The following is a 17,015-nucleotide window of genomic DNA, read 5'->3' as shown; positions in this document are numbered from 1 at the left end:
AGCCCCACGAGACCTACCCTGAAAGTATGGGCGGGCCTGGAGACCCACCGGAGGGGACACCCGAGGGCGGCCCCGGCGGTGCGGAGGACGAATACCGATCCGTCGTCTTCGACGAGTCGTTCGTCCGCGCTGCCCGCCTCCAGGAGTTCTCCGCCGAGGAGCGGATGACCGACCACGCGCCCGCCGTCCGCCGCCGCCCGCCCCCGCACCGCGGACTCACCCGGCAGGCCCTGATCCTCGTCATGCTGATCGCCGTCGCCTTCGGCACCGCGATCTACATGGGCGTCCGCCATCCCTACGGCTCCCCGCCGGCCCGCCGGCCCGCGCAGGCCCTGCGGATGACGGTCATCCCGCTCGTCCCCCAGGACAAGGTGCCCGGCGCCGCCGACGCCGAGAGCCTGTACGCGCGCAGCCCCGCCGCCCCGTTCGACGTCGGCGCCGAGGGGATACCGCTGCCGGCCGCGCGCGGCACCGCCCACTTCTCCGACAGCCAGGTGGTGACCGCCCTCACCACCGTCAAGGACTACCTCGTGCGCTCCTCGCTCTACCCCGAGGTGCTCACCGGCCGCGAGGTGCGTCCCGCCCGGGCCCTGATCGACGCCGACCAGCTCGACCAGTTCGACCGGAGCTTCGACCACCCGGCGGCGGACGGCCGGCACGCGCCCACGGGCTGGGTGGTCCGCATCGACCCGGCCCGGGCCAGGCTGGCCGACGACAGGATCCGCGTCTCCGGCAGCCTGGAGGCCACCGAGGCCGACGCGGCGACGCTGGAGGTCACCGCCGACCACACCTTCGTCTACGCCCTGCGCCCCACCGGCGCCGCCTCCGACGCCCCCGCCTCCCTCTTCACGGTCCGCCGCGCGCTCACCTTCCACCTCGACCGTGACGACCTGCGGACCCACCAGGTCCAGCTGATCACGTCCTCCGTCCAGGCGGGCCCCCTCGCCTGCGCCGAGGACTCCTCCGCCTACCTCCGCCCCCTCCTGGCCGGCCAGACGGCCAGGCCGGGCGGCCCCGCCGGCACCGACCCCTACGACACGGACAGCGCCCCGGCCCTGTGCGGAACACTCGCCACCGGGGCCCAGCCGAAGGTCTGAGCCCGCGCGCCGGCCCGAGCCCGCCCGCCCGGGCCCGGTGATGCTGCTCGCCTACTCCTCGGCGCCGCCCGGGGTGTCCCCCTTGGCCGGCGGCGGGCTCCGGAAGCCGTCGAAGCCCCGGCGGACCCGGTCGCCCAGGTCGCCCGCGCCGCCCGCGAGGTCCGTGACCAGCTTCATCAGCGGGTCCTTGGAACCCTTCACATCGCTCGCGTAGCTGGCCGCCGACTCGCGGAAGGAGTCGCCGACGGAGGTGTCCTTGTCCTCACTGCGCCGCGCGTAGTGGCCGTCCATGATCCGCTGGTAGTCCCGGGACTCGGCCCACTTCTTCAGCTCGGCGGCCCGCACCGTGGTGAACGGGTGCGAGCGGGGCAGCACGTTGAGGATCTTCAGCACCGAGTCGCGCAGATCGCCCCCCGACTCGTACTCCTCGGCCTGCTCCAGGAACGCGTCCACGTTCATCTCGTGCAGATGGTTGCCGCCCGCGATCTTCATCAGGCCCCGCATCGAGGCCCGGACGTCCTGGCCGACCAGCAGGCCCGCCCGGTCGGCGGACAGCTCCGACTTGCGGAACCACTCCCGCAGCGCCGTGACGATCGCCATGACCGCGAGGTTGCCCAGCGGGATCCAGGCGACCTTCAGCGCGAGGCTCGTCAGGAACAGCAGGACGGTCCGGTAGACCGCGTGTCCGGACAGCGCGTGCCCCACCTCGTGCCCGACGACCGCCCGCATCTCCTCCTCGTCGAGCAGCTCCACCAGGCCCGTGCTGATCACGATGATCGGCTCGTCCAGGCCGATGCACATCGCGTTCGGCTGCGGGTCCTGGGTGACGTACATCGGCGGGACCTTCTCCAGGTCCAGGATGTAGCAGGCGTCCAGCAGCATGGCGTGCAGGTGCGAGAACTGCCGCTCGGAGACCCGCACCGAGTCCGACAGGAACAGCAGCCTGAGACTCCGCTCCGGAAGGAGCCCGCTGAGCGCCTTGAAGACCGTGTCGAACCCGCTCAGCCTGCGCAGCGCCACCAGGGCCGAGCGGTCGGCCGGGTGCTCGTACGCCCGCGTGGAGATCCCGGGGAAGCGCCTGCGCTGCCTGCTCGGCACCGACTCGTGCCCCGTGTCCCGCCGGCCGTCGTCGGACATGTCTTCCCCCATGTGTGTATGAGTGCCCACCGTGCCCCCGAGGCGAGGCCCAGCCTAGGCGGAGATACCGTGGACGGGCAGTACACCCGAAGGAGTCCACATGGAGCACCACCCCGCAGCCGCATGGCTGACCGAGGCCGCCTCGAGCGCCGTCCAGCAGCACGGAACGGGAAACCTGCTCCGGATCGTGCTGATCGTGATGGTCCTCGGCTGTGTACTGACCGCGTGGTTCCTGCTGCGCGGCTACAAGCGGAAAGACGACTGACGCGCGGGGAAAGTTCCCCTCCGGCACACGGCCGGTGATCTCCGCCGCGGCCGGGCCGCCGGCGTCCCCGGTCCCCAACGGCGGAGTCGGCGTGATCGCCGTACGACCGCCCGCTTACGATGAGCCGACATTCTTGTTCCGCCCACACGCGATAGGTCCTGCCGAAGATGAGCTTCCACAGCGCCGCAGCCCAGTTGGTCACCCTCGCCGCCGAGGGCGGGGAGCACGGCGGAAACCACAACAGCCTGAACCCGGCCGTCACCGGCGGCGGCGCCCTGGTCATCCTGCTCCTGCTGCTGTGGATCACCACGCGCTTCAACCGCGACCGCTGACCGGGGACCCCGTCCCCGGCCGGACGCCCGAGACCGGGCCGGTAGGGTCTGCACGCATGGGAGAGCAGGACATGCCTACCGGTCCGGCGCACGAGACGCCCGACGACACGGTGACGCACCCGCAGTACGGCCCGGGCAACGGCCCCGCCCACACGGGCAAACGGCGCCTGGGCGTCATGGGCGGAACGTTCGACCCGATCCACCACGGGCACCTCGTGGCGGCCAGCGAGGTCGCCGCGCAGTTCCAGCTGGACGAGGTGGTGTTCGTCCCCACCGGCCAGCCCTGGCAGAAGTCCCACCGCAAGGTCTCCCCGGCCGAGGACCGCTACCTGATGACGGTCATCGCGACCGCCGAGAACCCGCAGTTCTCCGTCAGCCGCATCGACATCGACCGCGGCGGCCCCACCTACACCGTCGACACCCTGCGCGACCTGCGTGCCCTCAACCCGGACACCGACCTCTTCTTCATCACCGGCGCCGACGCCCTCGCCCAGCTGCTGACCTGGCGCGACTCGGCGGAACTGTTCTCCCTCGCGCACTTCATCGGCGTCACCCGCCCCGGCCACCACCTGACCGACCCCGGCCTGCCGGAAGGCGGCGTCTCGCTCGTGGAGGTGCCGGCGCTCGCCATCTCCTCCACGGACTGCCGGGCGAGAGTCGCCAAGGGAGACCCCATCTGGTACATGGTGCCGGACGGAGTCGTGCGCTACATCGACAAGCGCGAGCTGTACCGCGGCGGCGAGTGAGCCGAGAGGGGCACCGGTGAACGACCGATACGACGCGGGTGACGCAGGCTACGGCGCCGGCCCGTACGAAGTCGTCGGCTACGACGAGTACGGGCAGCCCGTGTACCGGCAGGTCCCGGCACAGCAGGCTCCCCAGGCCCAGCAGGCCGCCTACGACCCGTACACCCAGCAGCAGGGCTACGGCTACGACCCCTACACCACCGGCCAGCAGCCGTCGGACTCCCCCTACACCACCGGCCAGCAGCAGGCCGCCGCCTACGACTCCGGCCGGCCCGCCTACGACCCCTACGGCGCGCAGGCCCCGTACGACCCGTACGCCACCGGCGCCCAGGACACCACGGCCTACGACCCCTACGGGCAGGCCGCGAACAGCGGACAGCAGCCCCGGGTCGCCGAGCAGACCGCCTACATCCCGCAGCAGGCCGGCCCGCCCGCGGACACCCGGGCCCCGCAGGACACCGAGCCCCCGCAGGACACCGGGCCGGCGTCGGGCGAGGCGGACTACCGCACCGAGCAGTTCGCCTTCGTCGAGGAGCCGGACGGCGACTCCGAGGACGTCATCGACTGGCTGAAGTTCACCGAGAACCGCACCGAGCGCCGCGAGGAGGCCCGCCGCCGCGCCCGCAGCCGGATCGTCGCCCTCCTTGTCGTCGTCGCCCTCGTCGCGGTCGGCGGTGCCGGCTACCTCTGGTTCGCGGGAAAGCTGCCCGGCCTGTCCTCCTCCGGCAGCAAGGCCGGCAGCGCCACACCCGTCGCCGCCCAGAAACGCGACGTACTCGTCGTCCACCTGCACAACACCGGCAAGGGCGGCACCTCCACGGCGCTGCTGGTCGACAACACCACCACCAAGCAGGGCACCACGGTCCTGCTGCCCAACTCCCTCGCGCTGACCGACGACGACGGCTCCACCACCACCCTCGCCAAGTCCGTGGACGACGACGGCACCTCCGGCACCCGCGACCAGCTCGACACCGTCCTCGGCACCAGCATCCAGGGCACCTGGCGCCTCGACACCCCCTACCTGCAGAACCTCGTCGAACTCGTCGGCAACATCGAGATCGACACCAACACGGACGTGCCCGACCCGGACGCCGGGAAGAAGGGCGCCGCACCGCTCGTCCACCAGGGCCGGGACCAGACCCTCAGCGGCAAGATGGCCGTCGCCTACGCCACCTACCGCGCCGCCGGCGAGTCCCAGAACGCCCAGCTGGAGCGGTTCGGCCAGGTCATGCAGGGCGTGCTGCGCAAGATGTCCTCCGACCCGTCGTCCGCCACCACCACCGTGCAGACCCTCGCGCAGATCCTCGACCCACCGCTCACCGACAAGGACCTCGGCGCCTTCCTCGCCAAGCTCGCCGACCTCGCCAAGAGCGGCGACTACAGGACCGCCCTGCTGCCCGTGCAGTCCGACGGCACCCTCAGCGCGCGGACCAGCGACAGCGTGGTGAAGGACATCCTCGGCGGCACCGCCAGGAGCCCCGCCGCCGGCTCCGCGGTCCGGGTCTCCGTGCAGAACGCCACCGGGGTGAAGGACGACACCGAGAAGGCCCGCGTCGTGCTCCTCAACGGCGGCTTCACCTTCCTGGAGGGCGGCAGCGCCCCCGGCACCCGGGCCACCTCGAAGGTGCTCTACGCGGACACCGCCGACAAGGCGAACGCCACCGAGGTCGCCAAGACCCTCGGCCTGCCCGCCGGCTCCGTGGCCAGGGGCAGCGTCTCCTCCGGCGCCGACGTCTCGGTGGTCCTCGGCAGCGACTACAAGCCGTCCTCCTCCTGACCCCGAGCCGCCTCCCCACGCGGGAGCGCGGCCGGGGGGCACCCCACGTGCCCGGTGTATTCACGTGGGGTGCGCCGTGCGGGCCGTGAGACCCTTGATGTCAAACGACCGCCGACGGAAAGCCATGTAGTGACCGCCACCGACCGTTCCCTTGAGCTCATCACCACCGCCGCCCAGGCGGCGGCCGACAAGCTCGCCCACGACGTCATCGCCTACGACGTGAGCGACGTACTGTCGATCACGGACGCCTTCCTGCTGGCCTCCGCGCCGAACGACCGCCAGGTCAAGGCCATCGTCGACGAGATCGAGGAGCGCCTGCAGAAGGAGCTCGGCGCCAAGCCGGTCCGCCGCGAGGGCGACCGCGAATCCCGCTGGATCCTGCTCGACTACGTCGACATCGTCGTCCACGTCCAGCACAGCGAGGAGCGGGTCTTCTACGCCCTGGAGCGGCTGTGGAAGGACTGCCCCGAGCTGGACCTGCCCGCCGACGCCAAGGCCACCCGCGGCAAGGCCGAGGAGCACGCCAGGACGCAGGCCGCCGAGGCCGACCAGGAGCCGGACGGGGAGTGGTGATGAGCGCCACCGGCGAGGTGACCGACCGCAGGGGCCGGGGCCGCCGCATCATCCTCTGGCGGCACGGCCAGACCTCGTGGAACGTTCAGCGCCGCTTCCAGGGCACCACGGACGTCGAGCTGACCGAGACGGGCCTGGGCCAGGCCCGCCGCGCCGCGCGGCTGCTCGCCTCCCTGCGGCCCGACGCGATCATCTCCTCGGACCTGCAGCGGGCCGCGGACACGGCTGCCGAGCTGGCCGCCCTCACCGGGCTGGAGGTCACCCGCGACGAGGGCCTGCGGGAGACCTACGCGGGCGTCTGGCAGGGGCTGACGCACGAGGAGATCATCGCCCGCTTCGGCGGGGAGTACGCCGCCTGGAAGCGCGGCGAGGCCGTCCGCCGCGGCGGCGGCGAACTGGAGACCGAGGTCGCCGACCGCGCCGCCCCTGTCGTGCTGCGGCACGTCGACAAGCTGCCCGAGGACGGCACCCTCGTCGTCGTCAGCCACGGCGGCACCATCCGCACCACCATCGGCCGCCTCCTCGGCCTGGAGGCCGGGCACTGGGAGAGCCTCGGCGGCCTCTCCAACTGCTGCTGGTCCGTGCTCGGCGAGGGCGCCCGCGGCTGGCGCCTGCTGGAGCACAACGCGGGCACCCTCCCCGAGCCGGTCCTCGGCGACGACGACTGAGCGTCCCGCGGCTCCCGACCCCGGATTTCACTTTCCGGCAGGTCACAGGCTAAAGTTCTTCTTGTTCGCCCCGCCGAGCGGGAAGAACGCGAGGGGCTATAGCTCAGTTGGTAGAGCGCCTGCATGGCATGCAGGAGGTCAGGAGTTCAATTCTCCTTAGCTCCACTGATCGACACTCTGTCGAGTTGTCAAGGATCGGTGATGAAGATCCCGTCCCCGCAGGGGGCGGGATCTTCTGTGTTCGGCCGGCGGCGGTCGCCCGACTCGGGCGGCTGATCGGGGTGGCGGCCTCCGGCACACTGTTCCCGAACCGTCTTGAGTCGTTCGGCGTCCGGCACGCGTATACGTCCGCGGAGGCGTTCCCGGCAAGCGCCTGGGCGCCGGCTGCGACGGGGGCCGTGTCCGGACTGGTACTGAGGCGTCGCTGACCGTATTGGTCCGGCCGTGGCAGAATCAAACGGCCGGAAGGGGACGCGGCCCGACGGGAGGGAGTAAGCGATGCCTGCGAGCATCCTCGAGGAGGTCGGCCACCTCCTCGGTGCGGCTTTGATACGGGATACGACCACCCGGCTCAGCTGCCCTTCCTGCGGTTCCGCGCACGTGGCGCAAGTCCTCGGCGACAACGGCGGAATCTCCTACGTGTGCACGGCCTGCGGCCACAGCTGGAGCTGATCGATGGGTGCACACAGGCGAAAGTGCGACTGGTGCGGGAGCGGTACTCCGATCGTCCGCGACATGGAGCCGATCAATCCCGACTACCAGTACTGGTGCGAGGAGTGCGCGCGGGCGCTGATCATAAAAGGCGACCCGATCGAGACGTACCGGGAGCTGGAGGGCGAGCCGATCTACGGCCGCCTCCTGGAGGAGCACTGCACGCTCAAGAGGTTCTACCAGTTCGTCACGGCCTGACACGGACCTCGCCGTCGGTCCTCGGCAACGATGTCCGGGCCAGCGCGAGGAAGAGCGCACCGATCCCTCCGTAGACGGCCGAGAGCCCCAACTCCGCCCCCGTGAGGTGCAGTTCCGGCCGGTCGGGGCCGTGCGGCACCCACCACGGGGCGTACGAGCAGAAGACCAGCAGGGTGCACAGGGCCGCCGTCCGGTGCCCGCGCGTCCACAGCAGCGGCACCAGCGGTACGCACCACACCCAGTGGTGGGTCCAGGACACCGGGCTGATCAGCAGGGCGGTGACCGCGCACGCGCACACCGCCCAGGGCCGCCGCCCGCACAACTCCGCCCGCACGGCCACGCCGAGCCCCAGGACGGCCGTCAGGGCCGCGCAGACCCCCCAGAGGGCTCCCGGGTCGGGCGTGTGCAGGAGGCGGGCCAGAACGCCGCGCAGAGCCTGGTTGGCGGTCTCCTCGGCGTATCCGGCCCGGTCCGCGCGGAACACCATGTCCGTCCAGAACCGCCAGGAGTCGTACGGCAGTACGGCCGCCGCCAGCAGCGTGGCCCCGGTGAACGCGACGGCCGCCCCGCGCGCGTGGCGCAGCCACGGCCTGCCGTCGCCGCCCCCGAGGCGGGCCGTGACACCCGTGGCGAGCAGGAACACCGGGAACAGCGCGGGCGTCAGCTTGACCGCCGCGGCGAGTCCGAGACCGGCCCCCGACCAGCGGTCGTACCCGCCGGCGGGGCGGCGGGTCAGGTCCCACAGCACCAGGACGGCCAGCAGCAGGTTGATCTGGCCGTAGCGCAGGGTCGTCCACACCGGTTCGCACCACACGGCCGACGCCGCGACCCACCAGGCGGCCTCCCCGCGCGCGTGGCCGACGAGTTTCAGCGACAGCCGTACGAAGACCACCAGCAGCGCCAGGTTCCCGGCCGTCGCCAGCACGCGCAGGAGCGCGGTGTCCAGCAGGGGCAGCGGGGTGAACAGCAGGGCGGCGAACGGCGGGTAGGTGGTGGGCAGGTGCGCGGCCGTCGCGCGCAGCGCGTACAGGTCGCCGCCCGCGCGCACGGCGGCTCCCTCGGCCCGGTAGACCATCAGGTCGACCATCGACACGCGTGCTGCCCGCTGAGCGGCGCAGAACGCCGTGAACGACAGCAGGCACGCCCCCAGGGCGACCGGCGTCCGGCGGAGGGCGGCGGGGAACGCGATCATGGGCACGAAAGGTGACATTAGCGCCCTGATCGGGGCGAGGAGGGAATCGATTTGGTGCTGCACTGGAGGCCCTGTAATGTTTACGTCGTCGCCGGGGGAACCCGGGGGACACAACGAGGGGCTATAGCTCAGTTGGTAGAGCGCCTGCATGGCATGCAGGAGGTCAGGAGTTCAATTCTCCTTAGCTCCACAGACATCGAAGGCGGATCATCCTGCGGATGGTCCGCCTTCGGCGTGTTGCGGGACAGTGTTGCGGGCGACGCCTCCGGAACGCGTGCCACGCGCGCGTGAGCGGAACGGCGGGCCACCCGAAACCGGGTGGCCCGCCGCGTCCTCGCGTTCAGCGGCCCAGGGCCCGCCGGCCGCGGCCCTGGGAGAGGACCGGCAGGTTGCGCGACGGCGCCTGGCCGCGCGTGTCCTCCTCGAGCCGCAGGGCGAGCGCCGGGCAGCGGCGCACCGCGCGCAGCGCCTTCGCCTCCGCGTACCGCGGCACCTGCGCCTGGGCGACGGTCGGGAAGCCGTCGGCGCCGAGCTCGAACACCTCCGGCAGGATGTCCGCGCACAGCCCGTGGCCCCGGCACAGCGTCCAGTCGACGTGGATCTTCTGGCGGCTCGCGCCGCTCTGCTCGGGCTCCGCGCCGCCCGGGACGCCCGTGGGTGCCCTGCCCCCCTCGAAGAGCGGCAGAACGCCCTCCACGGGCCGTCCGCAGCCGTTTCCGAGGACGTGTGCGGCCAGGTCGTCGGTGAACGCCTTGATGGTCGACTCCAGGAACATCGCCGAGCCGTCCGGGTGCGAACACGCCCCGCGCCGCTTCACGTTCTTCGCGACCTGCTTCAGCGCCTCCAGGGCGGCCGGTCCGCCGCCGCCCAGGATGTCCTCCAGGCCGCGCGCGGCGGCGGGCAGGCCGAGGTAGCAGGGCCCGCACTGGCCGGCGCTCTCCTCCGCCAGCCACTGCGCGACCCGCAGCGACTCGCCCAGCGGGCACGTCTCCTGGCTGATCGGCAGGATCGCGCCCGCGCCCAGCGAACCGCCCACCGCGTCCAGCGAGTTGCGGGAGACGATCGCCTCGTTGACGGTCGCCGCGTCGATCCACTTGCCGTGGTAGCCGCCGGTCAGCACGCCCTGCGGCACCGGCGGGGCGCCCGCCAGCTGCAGTACGTAGCGCAGCGGCACGCCCGTGGGGACCTCGATCACCATCGGGCGGGCGACCGCGCCGGACACGGTCAGCATCACGGTGCCCGGCTCGTCGTACAGGCCGGTGTTGCCGTAGCGCTCCGGGCCGATGCGGGCGGCGATGGCCAGCTGCGCGAACGTCTCCGCGTTCGACAGCAGCGTGGGCGCGCCGCCGACGCCGCTCTGCGAGGCGCTGATCTTGCGGCCGGGCGGGATCGCGGGGCCGCCGTCGACGGAGCGGATCAGCGAGGCGGCGGCGCCGGTGACCATGCGCACCGGATTGCGCTGCACCCACGCGCGGAGCGCCGACCTACGGCTGTTGCTCAGACCTCGCTCGGCGAGCGCGGCCTCCATCGAGCGCTGGGTGGACTCCCGGGTGACGCCGATGACGAGGGTGCGCGCGCCGAGCGCCTCGGCGCACAGCAGCGCGCCGTCCAGGATGAGGTGCGGGGCACGGTTGATCAGCACCGTGTCCTTGCGGCAGGCGGGCTCGTCCTCGCTGCCGTTGACCACGACGACCGGCCGTACCCCGCGCTTGATCGCCGACTCGGCGACCGAGCGCAGCTTCCTGTGGAAGGGGAAGCCGGCGCCGCCGCGGCCCTTGAGGTTGATGCTTTCGGCGAGCTGGGCGAGCTGTTCGCCGCCCAGCGGGTCGAGCGGCCCGTGCACCTTCAGGTGCATGGGCAGATCGAGCCGCTCCACAAGGTCGAAGCCCGACGTGAGCTGGGGAAGTCCGACGACGCGGACTTCGGGGACGTCGGGCAGGGCCTCGTTCACTTAAAGCCTCCGGAAGGCGTGTTCCAAGGTTCGCCCGAGCCCGGTGCCTCGTAGGACGAGCCGGGCAGCGTTTCGGTGGCGGGACCGCTGTTGAACGTGTCAGTCGGGTTGTACGTGCCATAGAGGCCGTTTGTCTCACCGGTGTCGTACACGTCACTTCCGCCGTATCCGGCGGCGCCCGGATTGCCATAGACCGGGATGGTGTATCCGGTGTCCTGGAGCGGGTCGTACGCGGACGGCGGGGCCTCGCCGACCGGCGGCGGGGACGGGATCGGCCAGCTGCCCGAGGTGCTGGAGGGGCCGTCCACGCGCGGGAGGGCCTCGGTGGCCAGCAGATCCGTCGTGAGGTCCATGCGGGCGGTCTGGTCGGGCGCGAAGGGCTGCTGCGGGCGGCCCGGCGTGGAGACCGCGCGGTAGGCCGCCGCGAAGCCGGAGGCGGGCTCGCCGGCCGGGGCGGCCGGGGTCTGGTAGAGCGGGGCCACCCGTGTGTCCGCCGGGGCCTGCCTGGGCTCGCGCCGGCTCTCGAAGCCGGGCAGCGCCGACTCGGCCACCCGGGAGCGGCTCGCGTCCAGGTCGTCCAGCACGGACCGCTCCGAGCTGCCGAACAGGGCCACCAGGCGGTCGGCGACCCTGCGCTTGACCGGGCGCGGTGCGGCCCGCAGCGCGAGGGCGCCCATCACGCCGAGCAGGGACAGGCTGTAGAGGATCACGAAGACCGGCTTGGCGGAGCGACCCGCGTAGAGTCCGTGGATCAACGCCGCGCACCAGGCCGGGTAGGCCAGCATGTGCATGGCCCGCCAGCGGGCGGCGACCGGGGCCGGGGTGGCGAAGTTGCTGCGCAGGGCGCCGGTGATGCCGACGAAGACCATCAGCAGGCCCGCGAGCGAGCCCAGTCCGATCAGGCCGGCGATCCCGGTGACGCCGAGCGAGAACGGGATGATCGCGGCGATCAGCTGCGTGTGCCCGAGCGCGATCTTGGTGGTGATGTGCAGCAGCAGGAACGCGATCGAGGCGACCGCGGTCGTCCGGTGCACCGCCTGACCGATGATCCGCTGCCGCGTGTTCAGGAAGATCCGGTCCTGTGCGAACAGGCCCCAGATCACCGAGCAGCTGAGCGAGACGAGGGACAGCACGCCCGCGCCGAAGTTCAGGAAGTCGCGGAACTGGCTGCCTCCGACCAGGACGGCCACGGGTATGAGCAGCAGGATGACAGCGGACGCCACCCCATAGGCCGAGCGGCCGGGTTTGGGGAGCGAGCTGGTACTACGACGAGGGTTCATGGGGGCAACTCCGAGCAGTTTCGGGAAAGCGGTCCCGCTGCCGCACTCTAAGTGGAGCCATACCGATCAGTACGGGGTTTGAGTTATTGCGTTGTTATCAACGGACAATGCGACTGAGGGCGGTGTCCCGTTAGGGGACGGTACGCGAAGTAATTGCTGACCTCTGTTCAGTTCCGGGCGGGCTTCGTGACATGTCCATCAGGGATACGGAAGCGCGTCGCCGCTTGCTCAAGGGCTGCGGTACCCTAGCGCCATGCGTGCCGTACGCCTTCTGCTTAGCGGGCCGCGCTGATCAGTACCGACCCCGGTCCAGCCGTGAGGTCGACATCGGCGCGGCGTCCCCTCCTGTGCGAGGGGATTTTTCGTTTCTTCGACAGCCGCAGGCAGAGACGATCGATGGAGCTTTGAGGATCATGAGCGAGACGAACCCCGCTGCCACCGCCGCCACGTCGGCGGAGGCCGCGCCGCACCGCTACACGGCCGCCATGGCAGCCCAGATCGAGGCACGCTGGCAGGACTTCTGGGACGCCGACGGCACCTACGCGGCGCCGAACCCCAAGGGTGACCTGGCGGGCGACCCCGAGCTGGTCGCCAAGCCCAAGAAGTTCATCATGGACATGTTCCCGTACCCCTCGGGCGCGGGTCTGCACGTCGGCCACCCGCTGGGCTACATCGCCACCGACGTCTACGCCCGCTTCCAGCGCATGACCGGCCACAACGTCCTGCACACCCTGGGCTTCGACGCCTTCGGCCTGCCCGCCGAGCAGTACGCCGTGCAGACCGGCACGCACCCGCGCGTGTCCACCGAGGCCAACATCGAGAACATGAAGTCCCAGCTGCGCCGGCTGGGCCTGGGCCACGACAAGCGCCGGTCGTTCGCCACGATCGACCCGGAGTACTACAAGTGGACCCAGTGGATCTTCCTGCAGATCTTCAACTCCTGGTACGACGAGGAGGCCCGCCGGGCCCGCCCGATCTCCGAGCTGATCGCCCGGTTCGAGTCCGGTGAGCGCGCGATTCCGGGCACCACGCGCGCGTGGAGCGAGCTGACCGCCGCCGAGCGCGCCGACGTCCTGGGCGAGTACCGCCTGGCCTACGCCTCCGACGCGCCCGTCAACTGGTGCCCGGGCCTGGGCACCGTGCTGGCCAACGAGGAGGTCACCGCCGACGGCCGTTCCGAGCGCGGGAACTACCCGGTCTTCAAGGCCAAGCTGCGCCAGTGGAACATGCGCATCACCGCCTACGCCGACCGGCTGCTGGAGGACCTGGAGGAGCTGGACTGGCCCGAGGCCATCAAGCTGCAGCAGCGCAACTGGATCGGCCGCAGCGAGGGCGCCCGCGTCGACTTCCCGATCGACGGCGAGCGCATCACGGTCTTCACCACCCGCCCCGACACCCTGTTCGGCGCGACCTACATGGTGCTGGCGCCCGAGCACCCGCTGGTCGACAAGTTCACCCCCGAGGCGTGGCCCGAGGGCACGCACCAGGTGTGGACCGGCGGCCACGCCACCCCGGCCGAGGCCGTCGCCGCCTACCGCGCGCAGGCCGCCTCGAAGTCCGACGTCGAGCGGCAGGCCGAGGCCAAGGACAAGACCGGCGTCTTCACCGGCGCCTACGCGACCAACCCGGTCAACGGCGAGCAGGTCCCGGTCTTCATCGCCGACTACGTCCTGATGGGCTACGGCACCGGCGCGATCATGGCCGTCCCGGGTCACGACTCCCGCGACTTCGCCTTCGCGCGCGCCTTCGAGCTGCCGATCCGCTGCGTGGTCGAGCCGACCGACGGCCGCGGCACCGACCCGGCCACCTGGGACGACGCCTTCGTCTCCTACGATGCGAAGATCGTCAACTCCGACAGCGACGATGTACGGCTGAACGGCCTGGGCGTGGTCGAGGCCAAGGCGCGCATCACCGAGTGGCTGGAGCGCCGGGGCATCGGCGAGGGCACCGTCAACTTCCGGCTGCGCGACTGGCTGTTCAGCCGTCAGCGGTACTGGGGCGAGCCCTTCCCGATCGTCTACGACGAGGAGGGCACCGCCCACGCGCTGCCCGAGTCGATGCTGCCGCTGGAGCTGCCCGAGGTCGAGGACTACAGCCCGCGCACCTTCGACCCCGACGACGCCGACACCCAGCCCGAGACGCCGCTGTCGCGCAACGAGGAATGGGTCAACGTCACCCTGGACCTGGGCGACGGCCCCCGCAAGTACCGCCGCGAGACCAACACCATGCCCAACTGGGCCGGGTCCTGCTGGTACGAGTTCCGGTACCTGGACCCGCACAACGACCGCAAGCTGGTCGACCCGGAGGTCGAGCGGTACTGGATGGGCCCGCGCGAGGGCCTGCCGCACGGCGGTGTCGACCTGTACGTCGGCGGTGCCGAGCACGCCGTGCTGCACCTGCTGTACGCGCGTTTCTGGTCCAAGGTCCTGTACGACCTGGGGCACGTCTCCTCCGCGGAGCCGTTCCACAAGCTGTTCAACCAGGGCATGATCCAGGCCTACGTCTACCGCGACAGCCGTGGCATCGCGGTGCCGGCCGCCGAGGTGGAGGAGCGCGACGGCGCCTACCACCACCAGGGCGAGCAGGTCTCCCGGCTGCTGGGCAAGATGGGCAAGTCCCTGAAGAACGCGGTGACTCCGGACGAGATCGCCGCCGAGTACGGCGCCGACACGCTGCGCCTGTACGAGATGGCCATGGGCCCGCTCGACGTCTCCCGCCCGTGGGACACGCGCGCGGTGGTCGGCCAGTTCCGGCTGCTGCAGCGGCTGTGGCGCAACATCGTCGACGAGGCCACCGGCGAGGTCACCGTGACCGACGCCGAGCCCGACGAGGAGACCCTGCGCGCCCTGCACAAGGCGATCGACGGCGTGCGCCAGGACCTGGAGGGCCTGCGCTTCAACACCGCCATCGCCAAGGTCACCGAGCTGAACAACCACCTGACCAAGGCCGGCGGTGCGCTGCCGCGGTCCGTGGCCGAGCCGCTGGTGCTGATGGTGGCCCCGCTGGCCCCGCACATCGCCGAGGAGCTGTGGCGCAGGCTGGGCCACACCGACTCGGTCGTCCACCGGGACTTCCCGGTCGCCGACCCGGCCTACGTCGTGGACGAGACCGTGACCTGCGTCGTCCAGATCAAGGGCAAGGTCAAGGCCCGGCTGGAGGTGCCGCCGGCCATCTCCGAGAAGGAGCTGGAGAAGGTGGCGCTGGCCGACGAGAAGGTCGTCGCGGCACTGGACGGCGCGGGCATCCGCAAGGTGATCGTGCGGGCGCCCAAGCTGGTCAACATCGTTCCCGCATAGGAACCGGCTGCTTTCCACCGGCTCGGGGTAGTCCCCTACGGGCAGGTTCGGGGTTCTTCCGGAACTCCGGGCCTGCCCGCAGCGTTTACCGTGGAGAGCACAGCGGCTTGTGCCGTACCGGCCGGAGGAGGAGCGTCATGGACGTAGTGTTGGCCGTCTTCGCCTTGCTCTTCCTGCTCTTCGTCGGGCTCGGCGCGTACGCCACGGTCAAGGCCGTCGGCGCCGCCAAGCGCAATGTGGACCGGACCATCGCGCAGGCCCGCCGCACGGTCGAGGACCACACCCTGCGAGCCAGGTCCTTCGCGCAGACCGGGCCGGCCGGCGAGATCGCCCAGCTGCGGCTCGCGCTGCGGACCTCCATGCGCGCCACACAGGACGCGCTGCACGCGGGCGCGGCCGAGGACGAGTCGCTGAAGGAGTCCCTCGCCCTCTTCGAGCGCCTCAGCGCGCACGGCCACGAGCTGGACGCCGACCTCAAGCGCCTGGAGTCCGAGCCGGACCGGGCCACGCTCGCCGAACGCCTGCCCGGGCTGCGCGGCCGCACCGAGCGGATCACCTCATCCGCGGACTCCCTGCGCTGGGCCGTCCACGACCGGGCCCGCCGCTTCGCCGACGACGATCTCGGCTCCCTCAGCGCCCAGATCGACATCGAGGCCGGCGCCCTGCGCCACTGGACGCGGGCCGACGCCGGCCAGACCCGGCCCGGGACTTCCGGGCCCGGCGCCGCGCAGCCCGCTCCCGACGCGATCGCCCCGCCCGCCTGGCGCCCCGCGTATCCGTGGCAGAAGAAACCCCGTCCCGAGAGCACCACATGAGCGGGTCGCTCCTCCACCACGGCGCAGGGGCCGGGCTGCCGCACGGGTACTACGCCAGGTAACCTCCAGCTCATGTCCCGCCATGTCGCGATCATTACCGATTCAACGGCCTACCTGCCGCCCCGGACGATGGAACGCCATGGCATCACCGCGGTCCCGTTGACCGTGGTCCTCGGCGATCAAGCCCTCGAAGAGGGCACCGAGATCTCCACCCGCTCCCTGGCCCAGGCGCTGCAGAAGCGGCGCTCCGTCACCACCTCCCGCCCCAGCCCGCAGGTGTTCGCGGAGACCTACCGCAGGGTCGCCGAGTCCGGCGCGGAGGGCATCGTCTCCCTGCACCTGTCCGCCGAGCTGTCCGGCACCTACGACGCCGCGGTCCTCGCGGCGCGCGACGCACCGGTGCCCGTGCGGGTCGTGGACACCGGGATGGTCGCCATGGCGCTCGGCTTCTGCGCGCTCGCCGCGGCCGAGACCGCCGAGGCGGGCGGCACGATCGACGAGGCCGTCGCGGCCGCCGAGAAACGGGCGGCGGGCACGTCCGCCTACTTCTACGTCGACACCCTCGACTATCTGCGCCGCGGGGGCCGCATCGGCGCCGCGCAGGCGCTGCTGGGTTCCGCGCTCGCCGTCAAGCCGCTGCTCCAGCTGGAGGGCGGCCGGATCGAGCTGCTCGAGAAGGTCCGTACGGCGTCCAGGGCGATCGCCCGCCTGGAGGAGCTGGCCGCGGAGCGGGCGGGCAGCGCCGGGGTCGACATCGCCGTCCACCACCTCGCCGCCCCCGACCGCGCCACCGCACTCGCCGACCGTCTGCGGGCACGTGTCCCGGGCCTGGCCGACCTGCACGTCAGCGAGGTCGGAGCGGTGATCGGGGCGCACACCGGGCCCGGACTGCTGGGCGCGGTCGTCTCGCCCCGCTGACACCGGCAATCCCCGGCCCGGCCCGGCCACTTGGTCCCCGGCGTCCACGGGCTTCACTC

16 protein-coding genes and 2 tRNA genes are annotated in these 17,015 nt (G+C 71.7%); 14 read left to right on the top strand and 4 right to left on the bottom strand.

All coding sequences use genetic code 11. The features are described from left to right. Positions 1 to 26: 26 nt before the first annotated feature. On the top strand, positions 27 to 1,097 hold the full coding sequence (locus ACZ3ZD_RS07295; protein WP_467394459.1) for an SCO2583 family membrane protein: 1,071 nt from the start codon (positions 27 to 29) through the stop codon (positions 1,095 to 1,097). Between the two features lie 51 nt (positions 1,098 to 1,148). Here ACZ3ZD_RS07295 and ACZ3ZD_RS07290 read toward each other — a convergent pair whose 3' ends face one another. Continuing rightward, on the bottom strand, positions 1,149 to 2,234 hold the full coding sequence (locus ACZ3ZD_RS07290; RefSeq protein WP_467394457.1) for a M48 family metallopeptidase: 1,086 nt from the start codon (positions 2,232 to 2,234) through the stop codon (positions 1,149 to 1,151). 100 nt (positions 2,235 to 2,334) lie between these two features. On the opposite strand from ACZ3ZD_RS07290, the gene ACZ3ZD_RS07285 reads away from it, so the two are divergent. From ACZ3ZD_RS07285 to ACZ3ZD_RS07245, 9 genes are all read left to right on the top strand, one after another. Further along, positions 2,335 to 2,499, top strand: coding sequence for a hypothetical protein (locus ACZ3ZD_RS07285; protein WP_467394455.1), 165 nt, complete (start codon positions 2,335 to 2,337; stop codon positions 2,497 to 2,499). Positions 2,500 to 2,666: 167 nt separating this feature from the next. After that, positions 2,667 to 2,831: a hypothetical protein gene (locus tag ACZ3ZD_RS07280; RefSeq protein WP_030345028.1), complete on the top strand. Its 165-nt coding sequence runs from the start codon at positions 2,667 to 2,669 to the stop codon at positions 2,829 to 2,831. Between the two features lie 56 nt (positions 2,832 to 2,887). Further along, complete coding sequence (gene nadD / locus ACZ3ZD_RS07275) at positions 2,888 to 3,577, top strand: nicotinate-nucleotide adenylyltransferase (RefSeq protein ID WP_467394452.1); 690 nt, start codon at positions 2,888 to 2,890, stop codon at positions 3,575 to 3,577. Between the two features lie 16 nt (positions 3,578 to 3,593). Next, positions 3,594 to 5,354 carry an LCP family protein gene (locus ACZ3ZD_RS07270; RefSeq protein ID WP_467394450.1) on the top strand — a complete coding sequence of 587 codons (1,761 nt, stop codon included), beginning with the start codon at positions 3,594 to 3,596 and terminating at the stop codon, positions 5,352 to 5,354. Positions 5,355 to 5,483: 129 nt separating this feature from the next. Then, positions 5,484 to 5,927, top strand: coding sequence for a ribosome silencing factor (gene rsfS, locus ACZ3ZD_RS07265; RefSeq protein WP_467394448.1), 444 nt, complete (start codon positions 5,484 to 5,486; stop codon positions 5,925 to 5,927). Continuing rightward, positions 5,927 to 6,595, top strand: coding sequence for a histidine phosphatase family protein (locus ACZ3ZD_RS07260; RefSeq protein WP_467394446.1), 669 nt, complete (start codon positions 5,927 to 5,929; stop codon positions 6,593 to 6,595). Before rsfS ends, ACZ3ZD_RS07260 begins: the two co-directional genes overlap by 1 nt. A 92-nt stretch (positions 6,596 to 6,687) precedes the next feature. Then, positions 6,688 to 6,760: transfer RNA gene (locus ACZ3ZD_RS07255), tRNA-Ala, on the top strand. A gap of 333 nt (positions 6,761 to 7,093) precedes the next feature. Further along, positions 7,094 to 7,267, top strand: coding sequence for a hypothetical protein (locus ACZ3ZD_RS07250; protein WP_014672673.1), 174 nt, complete (start codon positions 7,094 to 7,096; stop codon positions 7,265 to 7,267). 3 nt (positions 7,268 to 7,270) lie between these two features. Further along, positions 7,271 to 7,504 (top strand): hypothetical protein, encoded by a 234-nt coding sequence (locus ACZ3ZD_RS07245; RefSeq protein ID WP_030653820.1) that lies wholly within the window; start codon positions 7,271 to 7,273, stop codon positions 7,502 to 7,504. On the opposite strand, the gene ACZ3ZD_RS07240 is transcribed toward ACZ3ZD_RS07245, so the two are convergent. After that, positions 7,494 to 8,696 (bottom strand): glycosyltransferase 87 family protein, encoded by a 1,203-nt coding sequence (locus tag ACZ3ZD_RS07240; RefSeq protein WP_467394444.1) that lies wholly within the window; start codon positions 8,694 to 8,696, stop codon positions 7,494 to 7,496. The two genes, ACZ3ZD_RS07245 and ACZ3ZD_RS07240, sit on opposite strands and share 11 nt — an antisense overlap. Positions 8,697 to 8,813: 117 nt before the next feature. On the opposite strand from ACZ3ZD_RS07240, the gene ACZ3ZD_RS07235 reads away from it, so the two are divergent. Next, positions 8,814 to 8,886: transfer RNA gene (locus ACZ3ZD_RS07235), tRNA-Ala, on the top strand. A gap of 150 nt (positions 8,887 to 9,036) precedes the next feature. On the opposite strand, the gene ACZ3ZD_RS07230 is transcribed toward ACZ3ZD_RS07235, so the two are convergent. Beyond that, on the bottom strand, positions 9,037 to 10,647 hold the full coding sequence (locus tag ACZ3ZD_RS07230; RefSeq protein WP_467394442.1) for an NADH-ubiquinone oxidoreductase-F iron-sulfur binding region domain-containing protein: 1,611 nt from the start codon (positions 10,645 to 10,647) through the stop codon (positions 9,037 to 9,039). Further along, entirely contained in the window at positions 10,644 to 11,927 is a 1,284-nt protein-coding gene (locus ACZ3ZD_RS07225; protein ID WP_467394440.1) for a cytochrome b/b6 domain-containing protein, read from the bottom strand. The genes ACZ3ZD_RS07230 and ACZ3ZD_RS07225 overlap by 4 nt, the downstream gene beginning before the upstream one ends. Positions 11,928 to 12,340: 413 nt before the next feature. On the opposite strand from ACZ3ZD_RS07225, the gene leuS reads away from it, so the two are divergent. The 3 genes from leuS to ACZ3ZD_RS07210 all read left to right on the top strand — a co-directional run bounded on the left by leuS (position 12,341) and on the right by ACZ3ZD_RS07210 (position 16,956). Then, positions 12,341 to 15,223, top strand: a complete 2,883-nt coding sequence (leuS, locus tag ACZ3ZD_RS07220) for a leucine--tRNA ligase (protein WP_467394438.1) — start codon at positions 12,341 to 12,343, stop codon at positions 15,221 to 15,223. 137 nt (positions 15,224 to 15,360) lie between these two features. Then, a complete protein-coding gene (locus tag ACZ3ZD_RS07215; protein WP_467394436.1) occupies positions 15,361 to 16,038 on the top strand; it encodes a hypothetical protein in 678 nt (225 codons plus the stop codon). A gap of 72 nt (positions 16,039 to 16,110) precedes the next feature. Then, on the top strand, positions 16,111 to 16,956 hold the full coding sequence (locus ACZ3ZD_RS07210) for a DegV family protein (RefSeq protein ID WP_467394434.1): 846 nt from the start codon (positions 16,111 to 16,113) through the stop codon (positions 16,954 to 16,956). Positions 16,957 to 17,015 lie beyond the last annotated feature (59 nt).

This window comes from Streptomyces sp. NPDC023481, assembly GCF_055560195.1.
The sequence above is the reverse complement of the archived record's forward strand: the minus strand, read 5'-3'. Positions and strand labels throughout refer to the sequence as shown.